The organism is Dictyobacter kobayashii, from assembly GCF_003967555.1.
Taxonomy (GTDB): domain Bacteria; phylum Chloroflexota; class Ktedonobacteria; order Ktedonobacterales; family Ktedonobacteraceae; genus Dictyobacter; species Dictyobacter kobayashii.
In genome coordinates this window covers 4234652-4255735 of sequence record NZ_BIFS01000001.1, presented here as the reverse complement: position 1 = coordinate 4255735, position 21084 = coordinate 4234652, and the positions used below count along the sequence as shown (strand labels likewise).

Genomic DNA, 21084 nt, shown 5'->3' with positions numbered 1-21084 from the left:
AAAGTCCATCGTATCGCTTGCAGGCCTGTCTCAGTCTCTAACGAGTATTGGCCGACTGCACCCATAGAAGAGGAGCCCTGTTATAGCGCCTCTCTGGTTACTTGCGGATGGATATCAGCACCACAGCGCTGCAGCTCGGCAAAAAAATGCGGATAGCTTTTAGCGATATGCTCGGCGCCGGTTAAAGTCAGTCCATGGTGACTGCGCAGGCCCACGATGGCCAGGGCCATTAAGAGGCGATGGTCATTATGTCCGTCAACTGTGACACCACCCTCGACTCCTTGTGGTCGTCCCTGAATAATGATCGCATCTTGCTGCGGCTCAACTGCACAGCCTGCCTTGCGCAATTCTGTACATAGGTCATTGATGCGGTCAGATTCTTTGTAATGCAGGCTCTCAACATTGTAGATCCGAGTTTCACCCTCGGCAAAGCAAGCGGCGGCAACAACGACCGGGATACAATCAGTAATGGGGTCGCCATCGATCTCAAACCCTTGCAGACGCCGTCCCCCACGTAGAGTAATGGTATCACCAACGCGCTGGATATCGGCCCCCATGCGCTGAAAGGTCTCAAATAAATACTCGCCCACCTCATCCCCGGGACGCAAGCGCGAGAGGCTAAGCCGGCTGGATGGATCATTGGAGGCGGCGTAAGCAGCCAGTAGCGCGGCGGCCGAGGGATAATCCCCGGGAATATGGTACTCGCGTGGCTGGTAGTGCTGGCCAGCCGCAATAGAGAAATGCAGCAGGGTATCATCATATTCAATGTGAATACCCGCCTCTTGCATAACCTCCAGGGTGGTACGCACCAGCGGCTGAGATTTCAAGCCATCTACCACATTGATCTCCAGGCCATCGGGCAGCAAAGGAGCGAGAAAAAGGAGGGCGCTGAGAAATTGGGAGCTGCGAGCACCAGAAACTGTGACACTTCCTCCAGAAACATTACCACCATGCAACGTGATCGGCAGGCAACCATCCGGTCCCGTGCCTTCACAACGTACCCCCAATGTAGTCAATGCATCCAATAGCTCGCGGTTAGGACGTTTCCCCAGAGATTGAGGATGGTCGGTCACAAATGTAACGTCAGGCAGCAAAGCACCTAACCCGATAAGTAGTCGCGAGACGGCTCCAGCGTTTCCAACATTAATGGTGACTGGATCAGTCTGCCTGGGACGACCTGTACCGCGAATCAGCAGTACCCGTTCCTGCTCATCTTCCCATCTTAATTCAGCGCCCAGTGCACGACAGCCTCGGAAGAGGGCATCGCTATCATCGCTCAGGGCAGGCAAAACGACGCGGCTCTCTCCCGGCGCCAGGGATGCAGCCAGCACATAACGTAGTGTGTAGTATTTTGAAGAAGGCACTTCAGGCTGCGCTGGCAGCAGATTCGATGGGGCAATCACAACTGTCTGTGCAAGAGGTTCCGATATTTTATCGTTCATAAGGTCCAGCATCGCTTTCTTTACAAAATTGATAAGTGATTACGCTTAGACGTCATAACTAGTAGCAGCCACTCAATCATATGAGCGCAGCTAACCGCATCCTGGCGGCGTTGAGGATTGCTTTTTACAGCCAGCGGTGCAAACGATACTGCTGGATGGCGTTACTAACATTGTAAGCGACAACATTCTTTATGTCGAGATACAGACTATCCTACTACACCTCCTGCCATAAGCGAAATCATGGAATGGTCTACAGCATGCTATTTATGGCGGATATATTTTGTGTTTGTGCTTGTGCAACTTTTTCCATTCAATGGCAGTGGAGCGAGCCACAATCAAGTAACATTGACGATCGCTTTTTAAATAGCACACGGGAAAAGCTAAACAGCTTTTTCATTACAATACATGAGCTCATACAAATATATTACAAAATCCACTACACTGTTAATACATTTATAAATCAAATACCTCATAAAAAGTTCAATTAATTTTTCCGCTATATACGCGCTTAATTCATTTGAAATTTAGTAGGTATTTTGTTATAATCGTATCGTTACGAGATCAAATAAACAGGAGGCAATTAGATCGTGTACCAACAACGTGTTATCATCGTAGGAGCAGGTATTATTGGTCTTGCCACAGCCTATAATCTCTTACAACAGGGCATACACCAGGTTACCGTCCTCGAACAGGCGACCGTTGATCATGGACAGGCATCCTCGCATGGTGCTTCTCGTTTGCTCCGCTTTGAATATGGAAATGATACTTTTTATCCAGAAATGGTGCATTTGAGTTTGAAGCGCTGGAAAAAGTTGGAACAACATACCAGTCAACACCTTTATACACCGACTGGCACACTTGGGCTGGGCCAGGGGCAGGACAGCTTCGCCGGTCAGAGTTATCAGACGCTACGCAACCTGGGTTATACACCTGAACGTCTGAATCATAGCGAGATTGCTAAACGCTTTCCACAGTTTCGCGCCCAGAGCTACGATTTCTTGACCTACAACGCAGATGCAGGTATGCTACATGCCTCTTTATGCCTGCAAACCTTGCGTTCAGCCATCCGTGATCTGGGGGGAACCGTGTTGGAACATCACCAGGTTACGGCTATCAGACATGAGAATGTCCAACAAGCAATCCGCCTCCAACTGTCAACTGGAGAAGAAATGCTGGCGGATCGGGCAATTATAGCCACCGGCCCATGGGTCCATCGCTTATTGCATACTGAAATAGAGCTGCCAGTCCGTCTTACCCGGCAATATCTACTCTACTTTGCTAATCTTCCAACGGAAGAATTTGGTCTCCCCGCATTTCCAACCTTCATGGCAGAAGATCTTTATGGATTTCCGCTCCACGCTCAAGGCACCAACGGCCCCACATGGTTAAAAGCAGCTTCACACACCTTTGGCGATCCCGCTGAACCAGGAGAGGTACCTGTGGTCGATGAGCGCGTAATCAGACAGGTCACCCAGCGCCTCTATGATCTTATTCCAGCCTTGCAACAGGCAGAGCTCGCCAAAGTTGAATCTTATATTTATGATGTCAGTCTTGATGAGGATTTCATTTTAGATTATTTACCACATGACAGACGTATTGTGCTGGCAACTGGCTTTACAGGCCATGCATTTAAATTTGGTATTCTTCTGGGAGAGTTACTTGGCGCCCTGGTCAGTGAAAACGAGCCGGTAATCCCACTGACGCGTTTCCAATTGGCCCGCTTTGCTCGTCAATGGCAGATGCCAGCTCATTCGGTCGCCTAACAGGCCAGGAATAGCACAAATGAGCTAACATCTGCAGATAATCCTCTATTGAGGCAAACTTTCTATGCACGGTGCTATTGTCACATATACGTTTTTATATAAATACTGATAACAACAATAGTATTGATACATGAGAGTAATAAGCCAACAGCAGATAAGACGATGGACCAGGTAGAGAAGCTTTTGAGCAGCGTGGCTTGACGACCATAAAATCCTATGAAGAGGCCAGTGATAGCAATAGACATACCACAAATAGGCAAGAAGGCTGCCGGGATACTCACACAACTCAGCGTAAACCCCGTCAGTATAAAATGCCGTTGATCTTCGGTAGGAATGGTAATTCTTGTGGTCGGTGTATCGATACGACGCACAATTTTGCGCAGCGCTTCTGTTGGATAGATGCGCTGCGCAATAATTTTTTCTCGTAGCGACGCTGCCTCGGTGTGCTGGCCAATAAATATGGGTAGACGCAAAAGAGTATCTCCTTATGCGTGAGATATAGCCTGCTGAGTTTACAGGTATTGACCCATCATATCATACAGCCAGGTCACAGGCGACAAAAACGGTCTTTATCAGAAAAAAGTATATTTATCGGACACGTTTGATACCCCAGACAATAGAGTCCAGGCGGGCATGGTAGTCAGGATGGTGGGGATCAAAACTATGGATGATGACGCGGTGGAAATCCTGACCTTCGGCGTGAATAAATTCGTGCGCGTTAAGGGCCAGGCCAACATGGGTAATACTTTTGGTGCCAAAGAAGATCAGGTCCCCGGCCTGCATATGCTGGCGGTCAATAGAGTGCGCCAGAAAGTCATGTTGTTGATCAGCATCACGAGGAATGATGTTGCCACCCATCCGATAGCAGAGTTGAACAAAACCGCTACAGTCAATACCACGCCAGCTATTACCTCCCCAGAGATAGGGAACGCCGAGAAAGGCCTTCGCATAATTGGTAACCACAGCGATATCCTGCAGTGGATAGAGTTCGCTATTACTGCGCAGATCCACCATCTCGCGTGAAATCCAACCCTCGGCTTCACCAGGAAGCGCTATACGGATACGCTGTGGATGGGTGAGATTGATATACGGCAAAACAGTCGAAAGATACAGATCCGTCAGCTTCTCATCACCCTCCGCATCCACATAGACAGGAGCTTCGGGTACCGTCACGACTACCGAATATGGGAGGGCGACCCCGCAGGTCCCCTCATCCCCATCACAGACGCCGCGCACAATTGGCAATTCCAGTTCGCTGGTACGAATCCAACCGCTATAATCTGGAAGTTGGATCTGGGTCCATTCACCAGCAACCTCACCGACAATAGCAGGTACATTCATTAAGGCCTGGGTAACAAGTTCTGACGCTGGATCAGGGTCCCGGCGTATGTCGGCCACACTTGTTGCTACAATAAAGGATGTCGTTGTGTCAGTTTCCAAGGCGCTATCTTGCCTCCATACATTGGAATATTGCTGTTTATAAGTAATTTTTTTCTATTATACCTCATCCCTTCTACTGCTATTCACACCCCCTTCGCTGAGATGAAGCGAAAGTGTAAAACAAGCCGTGCAGTAATTATGGCGGAGAGCCATATAGTTACATTTTGCAGGAGGAAGGGAGAGATAATGAAAACAGTCTTAATTACCGGTGCAGATGGTTTAATTGGATCGCGCCTACGCGAGGCACTGAAGGAAATTTATCGATTGAAGTTAATTACAGCCGAGCCAATCGAAGGCGAGACAACGATCCAGACCGATATCACCGCAATGGATAAAATGGTACAAGCTTGCCAGGGGGTGGATAGTGTGGTTCACCTGGCGGCCAGCCCTGCAGTCGATACCCCCTGGGAAGAGATCCTCCACAATAATATAATTGGAACCTATACTGTGTTTGAGGCGGCAAAGCGGGCCGGGGTACAGCAAGTAATCTTTGCCAGTTCAAATCACGCTGTTGGTAGCTATGAAGATGAATATGTAAACAAAGCGGCGGCCGGCCAGCGCGAGTTGCTGAACCATTTGATTCTGATGCGTCCAGATAGCTATTATGGGGTCAGCAAAGTCTTTGGTGAGGCGATGGGGGCCTACTATGCCGATCATCAAGGTCTGCGCGTTATCTGTATTCGCATTGGCTGGATCAATCCAGATAACGAACCCAAAGGCGATCCGACCAAACCCAGTCCCGCCATGTGGATGAGCCACGAAGACTTTGCCCAGATGGTCCAGAAAAGTATTGAAGCCGACAAAGTTCGGTTTGACATTTTCTACGGAGTCTCGGACAATCAGAATCGCTTCTTTGATCTGGAGCATGCAAAAGAGGTCCTGGGCTTTGCACCACACGATTAAATAACATAGTCACAATAGCAATCCTGGATAAAGCACACCCTCATTTGCATTTGATCTGCCAGCGATGGTGTGCTTTTGCTATATTGACAGATACGATGAAGGGAATGAAGACAATGAGTGAACAATCACAGACCCAGCAATGGTTAGACAAAAACAAAGAGAATCCTATTGTACAATTTTTAGTCAGTTGGATCACCGAAGAAATGCAGCGACCACTGGAGACGGTCGAAAATATCGAGATTATCCCTGATGATCCCGATGCACCCAGCGAAATCGAGTTTGTGGTCGATTTCGCTGATGGCAGTAGCGCCACCCAAAAAGTACAGGTAGAGGATTAGGACCTATGTCCTGACCTGCTGCCCACCTGTTTCCAAACGATCATACTAAATATGAGGCATCTACTCTGGTTAACAGGGGATTGCCTCATGTTAACTCCCCCGTACCATTGTTGATGAACTTGTTTCTTTTATAAAAACTGTTATATCATGTAATTGAGATGAATAATAAGCGACACTATTAGGTCGCATTTCTGTATGCAAAGAATGATGTGAGGTGAGGAATATGTTTAAGAAAAAAGTAAAAGCAGATTTAGGCAAATTTGTAAAAGCAAAAACCAGGGATGGTGAGATCAAAGGCGTGCTAGTCCCGTTCCGCGGTAAACAAATGGTAGAAAATCGCTCAGGGATCTATGATATCCGTGAAGTAACCGATGTGACTCCAACCCAGACTCTGGGTAAAGATACACGCGTCTACCTGCAGGCTGTGCGCCGCAGACATGATTTATAACTGGCCTCGACGCCGCTGGTAAAAAGATCGCTTGTCACAGCAGATGAGTAGTCCCTTTATATTATTAATAGCGCTGCCACAATATACAATTTGCTCCTGTCTATAAATACCCCCGCTTTAGTAGACAGGAGTGTTTTTTATCACCTCCCTTATTTCTATCACATCGATAAAAGAGAGCTCTTGTACGAGGTATGTATATATGAAAAGGAAGCTCGCCATGTCACGCCATCCACATCAAGGGTCGCCCAGACTTATCATTAGCGCGTTCCTGTGTAGCCTGTTGCTCCTGCTGGCCGCGTGTACTTCTTCGGCACCCTCCACAGGACCATCCCATAGCAGCGCGGCTCCGACGGCGACGACGAGCCCAGCGCCGAAACCGAGCCCCACGCCTACACCACTGGCACGTATCGCGCCAGCCAGCTATACGGCACAAGTTATCCTGCAGGGACATGGGCATCCGGACGACCTGGCTCTGGACGGGCAGGGTCGACTGCTCTTCAGCGACGACACCAGCGGAACCATCAATCGCGTCAATAGCGATGGCTCAGTGACGGTCCTGCTACGCGATCCCGCAGGACCCGAAGGGCTGGTTGTGCTGGCCGATGATACCATTCTGTTTGGCGAGCAGAACGCCAACCGCATCATGAAACTGGCACCAGGCGCCTCCACAGCCACGGTCGTCCGCGCCCTCCCTGGATACCACAGTACGGCTACCTGCAAGCATGGCATCGATGGTATCGCCCTTGATCCCGGCACAAATACACTTATCGTACCTGACAGCCCCATCGGCAATGTCTACCGTATGAGCCTGGATGGCCAGACGTTGCGCTTGCTGGCAACTGGCATTACACGACCAGTAGGTGCAAGCGTGGACAGCAATGGCAATATCTTTGTCGCCGATGAGTGTGGGGGCGCACTCTGGAAGATCACTCCCACAGACACGGTAACACGGATTGGCGGCTTCGGAATGCCGGATGATGTGATACCCGATGGCTATGGTAACCTGTTAGTTGTGGATCTCGCGCAAACAGTACATGCATTTATCCGCTTTAATCCCGTCAGCGGACATCAAGAGATTCTGGATAGCCAGCGCTACATTGAACCCCAGGGAATTCTCAGCGATAGCGCTGGCCAGATCTATGTGTCAGATGACTCGGCCAATGTGATCGTTAAATACACACCGCTTCCTTAGTGAGTTGGCTGGGTAATAGTGTTGAGCGCAACATCGTCAATGAAGAACGCCGCACTTTGTCCACCGGGTCCTTTGGTGTCGAAGCTTATGATGATTGGCTGACCTTTATAGCTACCAAGTATAGATGTGAGATCAAATGTAAGGTTGTTCCAGCCCTGAGCATTTGGGTTGCACGGCCCCGAGAGGAGCTTGATGACTGAATTGCTAACGGTGCGCAAGGAAACTGAGAAGGTGCTGGTACAGGTCTGGGGCACCGCTTGATAGAGCCAGTAACTCAGTGTGATACGACTGCTTGAGACTGGTATCGTCACTATTTGAAACAATGAATCATTACAGCCACTATAGCTGCAAAGGTGCGCACTATAAAGGCCAGTATGTGGCTTCGTCTTATCAATGAGCCCGACTCCACTGGCAGCATATTGCCACCATGCCGTATCTCCTCCTTCAAAGCCCGTGTTACTCAACAATTGAATACTGGTACTAACAGGAGTCGGTGTGATGGTTGGTATCGGCGTTAACGTAATTGTTGGCCTGGGCGTTGGTGTACTCGTTGGTGTGGGGATGCCAGGTAGACTGGCCAGATCGCGTGCTATGTTCCAGACATTCGGTGTTCCAATGCCAGTGGCCAGATCATAACCAGGACCGGCCTGGTAATACAGATTCGTGCCCTTTGTGACGTCATGATAAGCAGGATTGGGTTGCGTCGTGTTATAGAGCTTGTAGAGCATTGCGTTGGCGTTGCCCAGCGTGGGCCTTTTTTGCACTGTCAGATATTGATTGAGATCAATAGCGATAGCCGCCCACAGTGGCGCTGCGGCACTTGTTCCTCCCACGGCCTCCCAACCATTGCAATACGCAGTGGAAGCAGTACAATAGATCGCATAGCCCGAAGCGGGATCAGCATCGGCCGAGACATCCGGGACCATACGATGAGCGTTCGTCAGGTTAGGACCGCTCTGGTAACTCGGGCGGCTGAAGTAGCTGCTGAGACCTCCGCCGCCGCCAGCACCGTTGGCGCTAAGCTGGACACTGCTGATATCGGCCCAGGCACTTTCGCTGCTATAGACGCTATTGATGCCAAGCTGTAGATTGGTGCCACCCACGCCAACCACATAGGGATCATCGGCCGGCGAGTCAACGGCGAGATTGCTATCATTGCAATCATAGGCTCCTGAATCACCGCTGGCCGCAAAGAAAGATTGTCCTTGCACAGCGCCCTGCTTAAAGATGTTGTCGAGGGCAGCCAATTCAGCATTACCAGAGGCAGTTTCGCAGATACCCCAACTGGTACTGATAACTTTCGCTGTATCATCTGCAACGATCTGATTATAGGTATCATTGACACCAGTGGTGGAGTTAGGGCCGATATAAACCTTCTGGGCGGCTCCGGGCGCGATGGCAGAGACCACTTCCATATCCAGCTCAACTTCAATGGCCGAAGCACTTGCGTTATTGCTTGCCCCATCCACCAGGACGTTGGTATACTTTCCCGTACCAAGCTTATTCGTGCTGCGGAACGTGTCAATATCGGATGCAATATAACCGTCTAATTCAAAGAGCGCCACCGTTTGCCCGCTACCATCCGCACCGCTAGCGATTAAAGGTCTCACCCCATACGCGGTACGTAGTTCACCAGCGGTATACCCCCATTGGGACCCATATGACGAGATGCCCTCTGCTGCATGATTCTCGGTTGATATACCACCACATTATCCAGGCCAGCGATAAACTGGATCGCCGGCGAGAGCACCGCAGGTACCGCCGGGTTAGTAGATGGGGCATAAACAATGTGGGTATTGACAACATAGTTGTATATCACAATTTGAAAGGTATTCTCTATGGTACCAACCGTCGCGGAAACCTTAAGCAGCATATTGTTGGGTGCGATAGAGATGACGTGGAACCCATTGCGACGCAGATAATCTGTGACATTAGCAACCGTCTGCTGGGTCGGTCCAAATTGCGCTTTGAACTCTTGTGGTGTCAGGTAGTGGTGATAGCGAGGAGAAAGTGGATTATTCTGATCAGCCATCATGGTATCCAATAGCTGTTTGTTACGCGGCACCAGGCTAATCGAGAGATTAAGAATCGAACTTGTAACCTTGGGCCCAATAGGTGTGCGCTTATTGAACACCGGAATAACATGACCTGGAATCCTATCATACTGCGCGTGGATTCTCAGTGGCGCCGCCAACGTTGGCGAAACATGGTTGAACATTCCCACTATCATCACTGCCGGTAGTAAGACAATAGCGATCATAGTGAAACACAGATGCCACACCAAGTGTAAAACTCTTTTCAATTGTTACCTCCAGATACGTGCAATAACAAAATAATCCTTATTACATGATAATAAATATCCAACATTTTTTAATACAAAAAATCATATATATTCATTTTCTGCGAATCACATAAAACTCAGGCGCGCCAGCGCACGCCCGCACAGGAGAGATATGCTTCCCATGCTAATGGGAGTCTGACACGTTATCAAAAAAATTTATGGTAATCTTTCTACTTTTCAGGATAATTATTCACTATATTTTGTAATCAAAATATTTTACATGTAACTAAATATCAATTTATTTTTAAAGTTAAAACAATAAATTATCGCGGACAAGTATAATTTAAATTATAGAGCATTAATTGCAAAAAGGGTTATCTTGGGCTAAAAGATAATTGCCTGTATTCCCGCTAGCAAGTATGTATATATCGTTCCAGATAGCCAGATTTTATAGAACACAATGCATAAGATTGAGTACCATAATTACTGCATTGAAGCTCAGAGAAGCATGGATGATGAACCAATAATGCTTCTCGTGCCTTTGCTCTTCTAGGGAGGTTGCCTTGAAAAAGGATTTACACAGACACAGATTTATGTGCTCCACGTTGCTGATCATCACGCTCCTGTTTGTGCCGCTAACAGCCAACCTGTTGACAAACGTTTCATCAACCTTTGCCGCGCAAACGAGGTTGCAACACCACTATGCAAAAATACCCGGTCATGTTGCTCCTTTGCTTCAAAACCTCACACCTGTAGGCAAACCAGCAGCCACGATGCTGCTTAATCACCTCGAGGTTTTTTTAAAGCTGCGCAATCAGCAGTCATTAGATGGATTGCTGGTCGCGCAGGAGCGTCTAGCGGCACCACAATACCATCACTATCTCTCCCCTCAAGTATTTGAGAATGAATTCTCCCCAACTCAGGATACTATCACTAAGGTCTCGAGCTATTTACAAGCCCGCGGGCTACACATCGTATCTGTGGCCCCAAATAATCTGTTTATTAATGTGTCTGCGACAGTTGCGACGGTCGACAAAGCCTTTGCCATTACGCTCAACTACTACCACGTCAGAGGTAATCTTGTCTATGCCCCATCAACAGATCCAACTGTAGCGGACCCAATAGCTTCGAACATACAATGCATTGTAGGACTGGACAACGTTGAGAACTTTTATCAATCTCAAAATCCTGGCACACACACATCCTCCTTCAAGACTGCACATAGCAGGCAGGTAACCTTGACCACGGGTTATACACCCGCTGACCTGCGTAACGCATATGGGGTAAGTCCTTTAATCACCAGTGGGGCGAATGGCACTGGACAAACAATCGCACTCATTGAGCCGAATGGCTATAATGCATCCGATATTAACACATTTCGCAACACGTATAAGCTTGGTGCAGGCACGTACTCTAATATTCTGGTGGATGGGGCGACCAATACTCCTGGGCCACATACCCTTGAAGTAGAAACAGACATGGAAGTTATTACTGCACTGGCGCCCCAGGCTACTCAGAAGGTCTATATTGGAGAGGATTCTACACCTGGGTTCTATAATACGCTCAATCAGGTCATCAGTGACGATGGGGAAAAGATCATCAACAGTGGCTGGGGAGATTGTGAAGCTGCCTTTGGCAAGGGAATACTCAATGGTCTTAATAACATCCTCAAACAGAGTGAAGCACAAGGCCACGCTGTTTTCGTCGCCAGCGGCGACTCAGGCGCATATGGATGCGGAGATAACAACCTGAACGTTTATGCACCAGCTAATAATTCGTATGCGATTGGTGTTGGAGGAACATCACTGCATACAGGAATAAACGGCATCTATAGTAGTGAAGCGGCGTGGAGCGATCCTACTCCCATACCAGGTACAAATGTACATGGTAGTGGCAGTGGTGGTGGGATCAGCACCTATTTCAATCGCCCGATCTACCAGACCGGTCCCTATCTCTCAAGCACACATCGCCTGGTCCCAGACGTCTCAGCCAATGCTAATCCTGCTACCGGCGATCTCATTTACTGTAGCATCACTTCCGCTGGATGCTCAGGCTGGCTTATCATGGGTGGAACACATATCGCCTCATCGCTCTGGGCCTCCGTAACTGCTGATATCAATCAATACCTGGCGGATCGCAATAAACCAACCTTAGGCAACGTCAACGCAGATCTCTATCTACTCTATAGCATTCCTCAACCTTATCCGGCATTTCATGATATCATCAACGGCACAAATCTGTATTATAAGGCCGGTCCTGGCTATGATCCTGCCACAGGGCTTGGGAGCCCTATTGCCTGGAATATCGCGCGCGACCTGGCAGTCATTATCCCGTTAGTCATCCTTTGCCGGGCCTCTGATCTGAGCCCAACGGTCCATGTCGCTGTCCTTTGTCGATCCGCATCAACCAACACCGCTGCACTGGTGATGCGCGTCAACAATGATGGGAGTGCATTTCTAACCACACTGCCTGGCGACGGGGTGCCAAACATAGACACGCCATTGCCAAAGAACACCATTGATAGCGCGTCGCTCGCGGCACTCCTCAAACGCATTGGAGATATAACTAAGATTCCTGAACACTATTGCCTCAAACCCATCTCTTTTGCTACGATCACTACGACCACCTATCATATCGAAACGAGCAATGATCTATCCTGCCTAACGCCCCACGACCAACAAGATTACTATAATCTCTGGCTCATGGTAGATGGCATCTTAAGCAAGTACGTCCACATCGTGTGATACGCGATGATCCGGGAGGTAAATTTCTCGATGACCAATTTTAAATGCGCAGACCTATGTGTAATACGGCACGATACACGGCCTCTTTCTATAGGCATTTATGAAGATGCACATGAAGAATCCTGCGTATTGCGGAATTCTCTGCCATTAATAATAAAGGGGCTGGCCATTCTCTGCATAAACATAGTTCTGTTGCTGCTTATCAGTCTTACCCCTGTCATGGCACAGGCTTATCCTTATCACGACCCAAAGATCCATATGGCGAGTCAAAGACTTCCGGGTCATATAATATCATTGCTGGACTCAGTACAACCGCTTGGTCCTGCCTCTTCAAAGATGTCGTTACAGCTTACCTTTGCCTTGAAATTGCGCAATGAGCCAGCGTTAAATACCTTGCTCGCCGCCCAAAATGACTCAACCTCACCCCTCTATCATCGCTATCTCACACCACAGGAGTTTAACGCTCGGTTCGCACCCACGCAGGCCAGTGTTAATACCGTCGTTGCCTATGCGCGTCAACAGGGCTTTCAGGTCACCTCCATCGCGCCCAACCATATGCTGGTAGATGTTGCAGGCACAGTCGCGACTGCCGAGCACGCCTTCGCACTCACCCTCAACAACTACCAGTTCCAGTCGCGCATCGTCTATGCACCTAACGATAATCCACTGATACCAGGGGCGATCGCCGCTGAAATAGAGACGATCAGCGGCTTAAATAATGTGGGCCTCTATCATCCCGCCAACCTGCAAAGCAAACTCAAGCAGCTATATCCTCATAAGGGCCCTAAAGGAGGGTTCACCCCCGATGAACTGCGCAGTGCCTATGACGCCAAACCCTTATTGACGGCTGGCATGGATGGAACGGGGCAAACGATCGGACTCTTTGAGCTGGATGGGTATAAGCCTGCTGATATTGCCACCTACCGTCAGAACTATCACCTTGGGACACTCAAAGTAGCCAATGTCTTGGTGGATGGAGCAAGCAATACGCCAGGTCCCTATGCTATTGAACCAACGCTGGACATGGAAGTCATCTCGGCCATGGCGCCCGGAGCCACACAAAAGGTCTATATTGGTCCCAATACCACGACAGGCATCGATGATACCTATAATCGTATCGTTGCCGATGATGTGGCAAAAGTCATTAGCATCAGTTGGGGTGAATGTGAGTTATCTCTCACGTCTGCACGAATGGATATACTGAATACGATCTTCAAGCAAGGGGCAGCCCAGGGGCAGGCGTTTTTTGCCGCTAGTGGCAATCTCGGGGCGTACGATTGTACGGTGAATGCGAGCCAGACGCTGGCTGTCGATTCGCCTGCCAACAATCCCTATGTGGTGGGCGTAGGTGGCACTACCTTGCTCACGAACCCGAACGGGACCTATCGCAGCGAAAGTGCCTGGAGCAATCACTTAACCGGACAAAACCAAACAGCCGTTGGCGGCGGCGGCGGCCAAAGCATCCACTTCTTACGCCCTCCTTATCAAAGTGGCCCCAACCTGACCGATCAGTATCGCATGGTTCCCGATGTCTCGGCCAATGCAGATCCCGAAACTGGCTATTCTATCTACCACACCGGTGGGAGTCTTCCAACTCCCAACTGGGTGGTGCTGGGTGGCACCAGTGCCGCCGCCTCGCTGTGGGCTGGCATAACCGCTGACGTCAACCAGTTCCTACTATCCAGGCACATTTTTCCTCTCGGCAGTGCCAGCGTAACACTCTACCAACTCTATAACACTCCACAAATCTATCCACCCTACCACGATATCACGACCGGCACGAATCTGTATTATCAAACCAGACCCGGCTATGATCTGGCCACCGGCCTTGGCACCCCAGATGTCTGGAATATCGCACGTGATCTGGAGAGTTCATCAGGGTTGACCACACTGTTGTTGCAAAATATGGGCTTTGAGTCTGGCTCGGTCGCCTGGCAGGAACATTCAAACGGCGGATACAAACTCATTGGTACATTCAATCCACATTCCGGCAAATATAGCGCATACTTCTGTAACTATGCGAACTGCCACGACACTATCGCGCAAGCAACATTGCTGCCAAAGTTTATCCAGAAAATAACGCTGAGCTATTGGGTCTATATCGGTCAGGGTGATACGTCCACCACCTGCCAGGATAATTTCCAGGCCATCTTGAGGACAGAGAAGGGCGGTCCAATTACGACCGTGCAAAAATTGTGCGGCAATACAAATACCAATGGCTGGGTACAGTATAGCTTTGATGTCACAAACACGCTGGCAAAATATACTGGCCAGACGATTCAAGTCTCGTTCGAAGCCACCGGCACCAGCGGTCCACGCTCCAACTTTTTTGTAGATCTTGATGATGTCACGCTATACGTGACCCATCATTGATTTTAACAAAGAAAATCATTGCTATTTCTTGGTTATTCGTGGAGGTAGACATGGAAAAATTCTGCGCACTATATGCTAAGCGACACGTAACAGCAAGGATACTGACAACGCTCTGCATAGCTCTGCTTATGCTTATCAACATTGATCTTACTTCAGCCATGGCCTATCTCCATAGCTCACAACAATATCGGATGGGTAGTCAGCGGCTTCCAGGTCATGCAGTACCATTGTTAGCCAATCTACAACCACTTGGTCCCACATCTCAGGACCAGCCTTTGCAACTTGCATTTGCCTTGAAATTGCACAATGAGTCAGACCTGGAGACCCTGCTGGCCGCCCAAAACGATCCCACCTCAGCCCTCTATCATCACTATCTCACACCACAGGAGTTTAATAACCAGTTTGCGCCCACCCAGGGCGACGTCAATACCGTCACGGCCTACTTACGTCAGCAGGGTTTCAAGGTCACAGCCATCGCCTCCAATCATCTGCTCATTGATGCCTCAGCACCGGTTGCTACCGCCGAGCGCGCCTTTGCGATCACCTTCAATAACTACCAGCTCAAAACGCGCGTCGTCTATGCACCCAACGATAATCCATTGCTACCAGAAGCGATCGAGAACCAATTAGAGACAGTCATCGGCCTAAATAATGTGACCGTCTATCATCCCATCAACCTGCAAAGCAAACTCAAGCAGTTGCCTGCTTATAAAGGTCTCGGTGGTGGCTTTACGCCCGAAGAACTGCGCAACGCTTATGATGTTAAACCCTTACTTTCAGCAGGCAGAGATGGGACAGGACAGACGATTGGGCTGTTTGAAATGGATGGGTATAAGGCTGGGGATATTGCTGCCTACCGCCAGCAGTACAAGCTTGGAACGCTCAAGGCTTCCAACGTCCTGGTCGATGGAGCGACCAATACACCGGGCGCCGGCGCAATCGAGGTAACGTTGGATATGGAAGTCATCTCCGCCATGACACCCGGGGCCACCCAAAAGATCTATATTGGCCCCAACACCACGGCTGGCATCTCTGATACCTACAATCGCATCGTCACTGACAATCAGGTGAAAATTATTAGCATCAGTTGGGGGGATTGTGAATTAGCCAGTAGCAAGTCACGGCTAGGTGTACTGGATACGATCTTCGAACAAGGAGCGGCCCAGGGACAAACGTTTTTTGCCGCCAGTGGCGATAACGGAGCTTATGATTGTGCAACTGATGCTTCTCACTCGTTAGCAGTTGACTCACCCGCCAGCGACCCTTATGTGGTTGGGGTGGGGGGCACCACGCTGAATGCCGACCCCAACGGGGCTTATGGCAGCGAAACTGCCTGGAGCGGTGTGAGCGGTGGGACCTCCGTAGGCGGTGGTGGTGGCAGGAGCATCTACTTCACCCATCCTACTTATCAAAGTGGCCCTAACCTGACCGATCCCAACCGCCAGGTTCCCGATATCTCAGCGAATGCCGATCCCAACACTGGCTATTCCATCTACTACACATCCGGAAACACCACGACTCCCGGCTGGATTACCGTGGGAGGTACCAGTGCCGCCGCGCCGCTATGGGCAGGCATCGCCACTGACATCAATCAGATGCTCGTGGCTGACAAGGTTGCTCCGCTGGGCCATGCCACGGCGGCTATCTACCGCCTCTACAACACACCACAGGTCTATCCACCTTATCACGATATCACGACCGGTTCGAACCTGTATTATAAAGCCGGTCCAGGCTATGATATGGCTACCGGCATTGGCACCCCCGATGCCTGGAATATCGCCCGCGATCTGGAGAATTCACCGGTATTAGCCACACAGTTGTTGCAAAATGCAGGCTTTGACACTGGTCCAGCCTCCTGGGTGGAACACTCAAGCGGCGGCTATGAGCTCATCAGTACTGCCAATCCACATTCCGGCAAATATAGCACGTATTTCTGTAGCTATGTGAACTGCCACGACTCAATCACACAAACGGCATACCTGTCAAAGTTTACCCGCAAAGTGACGCTGAGCTATTGGGTCTATATCGGTCGGGGTGATACATCCACCACCTGCCAGGATAATTTTCAGGTCTTCCTGCGCACAGCCGGGGGCGACTCCATTACAAGGCTGCAAAAACTATGCAATATGGATGCCAATGGCTGGGTACAGTATAGCTTTGATGTCACCAATGCATTGGCAAAATATGCTGGCCAGACAATCCAACTTGACTTCGAAGCTACCGGCACCAGCGGCCCACGCTCCAACTTTTTCGTGAACCTGGATGATGTTGACTTTCAGTCACTAGTAGTGGTGCCAGGCATCACCACCCAGGTGATCCAGAATCCAGGCTTTGAAAATGGCCATGCCCCATGGCAAGAGTACTCCAGGAGTGGCTATGAACTCATCAGTACTGTGCTTGCCCATACGGGCCTGCATAGTGCCTATCTATGTGGCTATGCCAACTGCCATGACACCATTTCCCAGACAGTCACCTTACCAACCTCAACGCGCAATGTGGTACTCAGCTACTGGATCTATATAGGACATTCAACCATCACCGACACCTGCGCGGACACCTTTCATTCTTATGCACAACTGCCTGCCGCTCAAGGAACTACCATTGCAAACTTTCAAACACTCTGCAATACCGATGCCAATGGCTGGATACACTATAGCCTGGATATCACCAATGCATTGGCGTCAGCTCTCGGCAAACCAATACAGATCGGTTTCGAGGCCGCCGGATCAAGCGATCCGCGCACCAACTTTTTCGTGGACGTTGATGATGTGACGCTGTATGTGACCCACGGTTGACCCTCTGAAACCATCTAGGAGCAGCAAGGATACTCAACCATAAATCTCTACCCAGACAAAAAAAAGTAACGGATACTCATAAAGTGAAACAAAGAGCACCTAATTGAATTTATAGTTAGATGCTCTTTGGAAGTCTATAGCTGATTGTGCAAAATTACACTAAAGTTGACACCTAATTGGACGTAGGAAAGGCGATTGAACTTTTTGTCGGGAAACTGCATGCGCTGGTGAGATCTATTGTGATGTTCCAGGCATCCGGGGTGCCAAGACCTGTTGCCAGATCGTAGCCTACTCCTGCTGGATAATACAGGTTATTTCCTCTGATAATATCATGATACGCGAGAGCGGGCTGTGGAGTAGTGTAGAGTCTATAGAGAGTCGGGGTGATATTCCCCAGCGTCAGCCGTTTCTGTCTCATCAGATAGTGGTTGATATCAGCAGCGAGGCCTGCCCACAGCGGTGCTGCAACACTTGTTCCACCAATGACAACCCAACTGGAACAACCCGCCACGGAAACGGTACAATAGACCGCATTGCCAGTATTCGGGTCAGCATTGGCTGAAACATCTGGTACCATGCGATGCGTATTCGTCACATTAGGACCCCGTTGAAAGTCGGGGCGATTGAAGTAGGTGCTAATCCCACCACCACTGCCAAAGCCACGAGGATACAGTGGGAGTGCGGCACTATCCGACCAGGCTGATTCGCTGAGATAGGTGTTATCTGCTTTGAGATTGAGGTGAGTCCCGCCAACACCAACCACATAGGGATCATCGGCCGGTGAGTCAACGGCAAGATCGGCAGTATTGCAATCATAGGCACCCGTATCCCCACTGGCCGCGAAGAAGGACTGTCCCTGGGCTGCACCCTGTTTAAAAATGTTATGCAGGGCCTCAAGCTCCGCTTTTCCAGATGCATTTTCGCATTCGCCCCAGCTGGTACTGATAACAGTCGCGGCATTATCGGTGACGATACGGTTGTAGGTATTATTGATCCCTGCTATCGAATTGGAGCCAATATAGATTTTTTGCGTAGCACCAGGGGCGAGTGCCGAGACCATTTCCATGTCTACCTCAACTTCTAGTGCAGTGGGTCCAGGCGTATTGGTGGCACCATTAACCAGAACTGGTGAGCCCTTGAGCACACCAAGATTGTACGTCTTGCGATATGTATTGATATCAGACGGAAGATAACCATCCAATTCAAAGAGGGCAACCGTTTGTCCGGTGCCGCCTGCACCAGCCTTGAGCAGGGGATTTACATCATAGGCGCTGCGGAGTTGAGCTGGCGTGTATCCACCAGCCGAACTTGCATGTTGGAATGTCTGTTGCCTCAGAGAGAGGGGATGGTAGTGTGCAACATTATCCAGCCCGGCAATTGTTTGGATCGCGGGAGCGATCGTCGCGGGAACCGATGGATCAGCAGTTGGGGCATACACCAGGCGTCCGTTAATGTCATAACTGTTCAGGGTGGTACTGAAGGTTTTTTCAATGAGAGCCGCTGAACCGGAAGCATTGATAAACAAGTTGTTGCTTGCAACCGATTCGACATGGAGGCCCTGGTTGTGTAAGTATGCCACAACAAGATTGACCGTGGATGATGTCGGACCAAATTGCGTTTTGAATGCTTGAGGCGTCAGATAGTGGTGATAGAGAACTGATGCAGGATTCGCCTGCGCGGCAAGCAGCGTATTTAACGCTGCTTGATTGCGAAGCGCCAGGCCAATAGAGAGATGGAGTGCTGTTTCCTCAGGTAGTGGACCGATCGGAGGGTAATTTTGCACCAGTGGTATGAGGTGACCAGGCAGTATCTCACTCTGGTTACCTGCGGCACGTGGTGCAGCCAGAAGGAATGGAACACTCAAAAAACCATGAGATACACTCAAGACGATAAGTATGGCAAGGATCTTCCCAATGAGGAGATGATATCTTTTTTGCTGCCCAACCTTGTTTTTCATGCTACCTCCAAAAAAGCACGTTTGGTTATAAGGTTTCATTAATGCGTACAAGTGAGGCGCGAATATTCCAAGAAATATCATTGCATACGCCAAGCCCACCAATTGCGCACAATATATATTATTATTATATAAATACGGTCAAACATATTTAAGAATTTAATATAGACAAATATATTATAGTGAAAAACGCACAAAAATATGTTTTGTGGATACCCTCATTCATGCTTCTAAGTAGCCCGTGAATGAACCTATACCCAGGCGCGCAAAAGTAGTGTATACTCATGATATGAGTACTCATTTTCTGAGTAATGGTCCTATGCTGCGTCGGATGGTGAGTGCTCAAAAAATGTGAAGAATGTGAATAAACATGCACATGTTCTTAAGGAGTTATTTAAGATGCGATTTCGTTCCATCGTCTGCGCTCTCCTTTTATTGGGTCTATTTCTGGCAGGCTGTGGCGGCAGCACTACGACAGGGAGCGCTCCAAGCAGCACGGCCGCGACGCCGAAGAGCACACCTGTTTCACTGCAGGTGTTCGCGGCAGCTTCGCTCACTGAATCATTTACCGAGCTCGCCAAACAATATCAATCGGCGCATCCAAATGTGACTATTAAATATAACTTCAATGGCTCACAATTGCTGGAGCAGCAGATAGCTAATGGCGCGCCCGCCGATGTCTTTGCCTCGGCCGACCAGACCAACATGAAAAAGGCCAATACAGCTGGACTGGTGGACAGCGCGAAGGTCTTTGCACAAAATCGCCTGGTGGTGATTGTGCCAGCCGGGGATAAAAACGTGACCACGCTGAAAGATCTGAGCAAAGCAGGGGTCAAGATTGATATTGGCGCGGCCGCAGTGCCAGCGGGCAAATATAGTCAGCAGGTATTCGATAAGCTGGGAGCCTCACCACAATATGGTGCGAGTTATGAGGCAAGCGTCAAAAAGAATATTGTCTCGCAGGAGGAAAATGTGAAGGCGGTGGTACAAAAGGTACAGCTAGGCGAGGTGGATGCAGGCTTTGTCTATCGCACAGATGTAACTAATGCCGTTATTAATAAGGTCATGGTAATTGATATTCCTGACAACTTTAATGTGATCGCTCAATATCCAATCGCCATCACCAAAAACGCACCGCATAGCGCGGAGGCACAGGCCTTTATCAACTATGTGCTCTCAAGCGATGGGCAGGCAATATTACAAAAATATCACTTTATTACCACCCCAACCCACTAAACTACCCGGTTCCAGTTACCAAAGGATAAGCAGCACGTAGGATAAGCAGCATGTTTTCTCAGAATGTGTCTTATCCTCATGATCTCCGCGCTCTTCACGCCTGAGTTTGAGCGCCAAAGGCGCTCAAGAAGTCTTCTTGTATGGTGCAAAAAGTGCGCTGTGCGCACTTTTTGCA

Annotated in this window: 15 protein-coding genes; 9 read left to right on the top strand and 6 right to left on the bottom strand. The window is 49.3% G+C overall.

Features of this window, described 5'->3' with window-relative positions; all coding sequences use genetic code 11:
- Positions 1 to 80: 80 nt before the first annotated feature.
- The gene (aroA, locus tag EL645_RS18655; RefSeq protein WP_126551895.1) at positions 81 to 1442 is read right to left on the bottom strand and encodes a 3-phosphoshikimate 1-carboxyvinyltransferase; all 1362 of its coding nucleotides are present in this window, start codon (positions 1440 to 1442) and stop codon (positions 81 to 83) included.
- Between the two features lie 587 nt (positions 1443 to 2029).
- On the opposite strand from aroA, the gene EL645_RS18650 reads away from it, so the two are divergent.
- The gene (locus tag EL645_RS18650; RefSeq protein ID WP_161977474.1) at positions 2030 to 3205 is read left to right on the top strand and encodes an FAD-dependent oxidoreductase; all 1176 of its coding nucleotides are present in this window, start codon (positions 2030 to 2032) and stop codon (positions 3203 to 3205) included.
- Between the two features lie 80 nt (positions 3206 to 3285).
- On the opposite strand, the gene EL645_RS18645 is transcribed toward EL645_RS18650, so the two are convergent.
- Entirely contained in the window at positions 3286 to 3678 is a 393-nt protein-coding gene (locus EL645_RS18645; RefSeq protein WP_126551893.1) for a hypothetical protein, read from the bottom strand.
- Between the two features lie 115 nt (positions 3679 to 3793).
- The gene (locus EL645_RS18640; protein ID WP_126551892.1) at positions 3794 to 4645 is read right to left on the bottom strand and encodes a C40 family peptidase; all 852 of its coding nucleotides are present in this window, start codon (positions 4643 to 4645) and stop codon (positions 3794 to 3796) included.
- A 186-nt stretch (positions 4646 to 4831) separates the two neighbouring features.
- Between EL645_RS18640 and EL645_RS18635 the strand changes: the two genes are divergently transcribed.
- The 4 genes from EL645_RS18635 to EL645_RS18620 all read left to right on the top strand — a co-directional run bounded on the left by EL645_RS18635 (position 4832) and on the right by EL645_RS18620 (position 7526).
- Complete coding sequence (locus tag EL645_RS18635; protein WP_161977473.1) at positions 4832 to 5548, top strand: NAD-dependent epimerase/dehydratase family protein; 717 nt, start codon at positions 4832 to 4834, stop codon at positions 5546 to 5548.
- A gap of 113 nt (positions 5549 to 5661) precedes the next feature.
- The gene (locus tag EL645_RS18630) at positions 5662 to 5886 is read left to right on the top strand and encodes a hypothetical protein (RefSeq protein WP_126551890.1); all 225 of its coding nucleotides are present in this window, start codon (positions 5662 to 5664) and stop codon (positions 5884 to 5886) included.
- Between the two features lie 223 nt (positions 5887 to 6109).
- Positions 6110 to 6334, top strand: coding sequence for a hypothetical protein (locus tag EL645_RS18625; protein WP_126551889.1), 225 nt, complete (start codon positions 6110 to 6112; stop codon positions 6332 to 6334).
- 217 nt (positions 6335 to 6551) lie between these two features.
- The gene (locus EL645_RS18620) at positions 6552 to 7526 is read left to right on the top strand and encodes a Vgb family protein (protein ID WP_126551888.1); all 975 of its coding nucleotides are present in this window, start codon (positions 6552 to 6554) and stop codon (positions 7524 to 7526) included.
- Here the strand turns inward: EL645_RS18620 and EL645_RS18615 are convergent.
- Both EL645_RS18615 and EL645_RS18610 read right to left on the bottom strand, forming a co-directional pair.
- A complete protein-coding gene (locus tag EL645_RS18615) occupies positions 7523 to 9136 on the bottom strand; it encodes a S53 family peptidase (RefSeq protein ID WP_126551887.1) in 1614 nt (537 codons plus the stop codon). The two genes, EL645_RS18620 and EL645_RS18615, sit on opposite strands and share 4 nt — an antisense overlap.
- Positions 9133 to 9807, bottom strand: coding sequence for a protease pro-enzyme activation domain-containing protein (locus tag EL645_RS18610; RefSeq protein ID WP_246035561.1), 675 nt, complete (start codon positions 9805 to 9807; stop codon positions 9133 to 9135). Before EL645_RS18610 ends, EL645_RS18615 begins: the two co-directional genes overlap by 4 nt.
- A 563-nt stretch (positions 9808 to 10370) precedes the next feature.
- On the opposite strand from EL645_RS18610, the gene EL645_RS18605 reads away from it, so the two are divergent.
- The 3 genes from EL645_RS18605 to EL645_RS18595 all read left to right on the top strand — a co-directional run bounded on the left by EL645_RS18605 (position 10371) and on the right by EL645_RS18595 (position 17719).
- Positions 10371 to 12551: a S53 family peptidase gene (locus EL645_RS18605; RefSeq protein ID WP_136625238.1), complete on the top strand. Its 2181-nt coding sequence runs from the start codon at positions 10371 to 10373 to the stop codon at positions 12549 to 12551.
- A 258-nt stretch (positions 12552 to 12809) separates the two neighbouring features.
- A complete protein-coding gene (locus tag EL645_RS18600; protein ID WP_161977472.1) occupies positions 12810 to 14924 on the top strand; it encodes a protease pro-enzyme activation domain-containing protein in 2115 nt (704 codons plus the stop codon).
- Between the two features lie 128 nt (positions 14925 to 15052).
- Positions 15053 to 17719 carry a protease pro-enzyme activation domain-containing protein gene (locus tag EL645_RS18595; protein WP_161977471.1) on the top strand — a complete coding sequence of 889 codons (2667 nt, stop codon included), beginning with the start codon at positions 15053 to 15055 and terminating at the stop codon, positions 17717 to 17719.
- Positions 17720 to 17891: 172 nt separating this feature from the next.
- Here EL645_RS18595 and EL645_RS18590 read toward each other — a convergent pair whose 3' ends face one another.
- Entirely contained in the window at positions 17892 to 19676 is a 1785-nt protein-coding gene (locus EL645_RS18590; protein ID WP_161977470.1) for a S53 family peptidase, read from the bottom strand.
- A gap of 396 nt (positions 19677 to 20072) precedes the next feature.
- Here EL645_RS18590 and modA point away from each other — a divergent pair, with 396 nt between their 5' ends.
- Entirely contained in the window at positions 20073 to 20909 is an 837-nt protein-coding gene (gene modA, locus EL645_RS18585; protein WP_126551881.1) for a molybdate ABC transporter substrate-binding protein, read from the top strand.
- The last annotated feature ends 175 nt before the right edge of the window (positions 20910 to 21084 follow it).

Bases quoted from the DNA above. Each gene is read 5' to 3' on its own strand.
- EL645_RS18635 (WP_161977473.1), top strand. From the start codon at position 4,832: ATGAAAACAGTCTTAATTACCGGTGCAGATGGTTTAATTGGATCGCGC.
- EL645_RS18590 (WP_161977470.1), bottom strand. From the start codon at position 19,676: ATGAAAAACAAGGTTGGGCAGCAAAAAAGATATCATCTCCTCATTGGG.
- aroA (WP_126551895.1), bottom strand. From the start codon at position 1,442: ATGAACGATAAAATATCGGAACCTCTTGCACAGACAGTTGTGATTGCC.
- EL645_RS18595 (WP_161977471.1), top strand. From the start codon at position 15,053: ATGCTTATCAACATTGATCTTACTTCAGCCATGGCCTATCTCCATAGC.
- modA (WP_126551881.1), top strand. From the start codon at position 20,073: ATGCGATTTCGTTCCATCGTCTGCGCTCTCCTTTTATTGGGTCTATTT.
- EL645_RS18620 (WP_126551888.1), top strand. From the start codon at position 6,552: ATGTCACGCCATCCACATCAAGGGTCGCCCAGACTTATCATTAGCGCG.
- EL645_RS18630 (WP_126551890.1), top strand. From the start codon at position 5,662: ATGAGTGAACAATCACAGACCCAGCAATGGTTAGACAAAAACAAAGAG.
- EL645_RS18625 (WP_126551889.1), top strand. From the start codon at position 6,110: ATGTTTAAGAAAAAAGTAAAAGCAGATTTAGGCAAATTTGTAAAAGCA.
- EL645_RS18600 (WP_161977472.1), top strand. From the start codon at position 12,810: ATGGCGAGTCAAAGACTTCCGGGTCATATAATATCATTGCTGGACTCA.